Origin of the sequence: Streptomyces atratus, from assembly GCF_014648655.1 — a bacterium.
GTDB lineage: Bacteria > Actinomycetota > Actinomycetes > Streptomycetales > Streptomycetaceae > Streptomyces > Streptomyces atratus.
Genome location: NZ_BMRN01000216.1, coordinates 1 through 705, shown reverse-complemented (window position 1 = coordinate 705; position 705 = coordinate 1). Strand labels below are relative to the sequence as shown.

Sequence of the window (705 nt, the reverse complement as noted above, 5' to 3'; positions counted from 1 at the left end):
CGCATGCACCACATGCTCACCGAAGTCGGCGCCACCCTCGTCCTGACCCACCAACCCACCCACGACACCGTCCCCCACGGCCCCTGGCACACCCTCAACATCGAAAACGCTCCCGCCCCCGGGGTCGCACTGAGTCTCAGCCACACCCTGGCCCACCTGCCGCAGAGCCTCGATCCCGCTCACGCCTGCTACATCATCTTCACCTCGGGATCCACCGGACGCCCCAAGGGCACCACCGTCACCCACGCCAACGTGACCCGCCTCTTCAACGCCGCCCGACAACGCCTCCCGTTCGGCCCCGACGACACCTGGACCCTCTTCCACAGCTACGCCTTCGACTTCTCCGTCTGGGAAATGTGGGGCGCCCTCACCACCGGCGGACGCCTCGTCGTCGTCCCCTACCTCACCAGCCGCGACGCAGACGCCTTCTACACCCTCGTCCACGACCAGGCCGTCACCCTCCTCAGCCAAACCCCCTCAGCCTTCCGCCAGTTCGAAGCAACCGACCAGACCCACAACCGCGACCTCGCCCTACGCGCCGTCGTCTTCGGCGGCGAAGCACTCGACACTCCCTCCGTACGCCGCTGGACAAACCGCCACGGCTGCACCACACCCCGCCTCATCAACATGTACGGCATCACCGAAACCACCGTCCACGTCACCACCAACGAAATCGACGAAAACCAACTGAACAACAGCGCCACC

General features: G+C 66.1%; 1 protein-coding gene. It reads left to right on the top strand.

Features of this window, described 5'->3' with window-relative positions:
- Positions 1 to 12 precede the first annotated feature (12 nt).
- Positions 13 to 705 (top strand): AMP-binding protein (locus IEZ15_RS44180; RefSeq protein ID WP_229846616.1); only part of this gene is annotated, 693 nt, incomplete at its 3' end.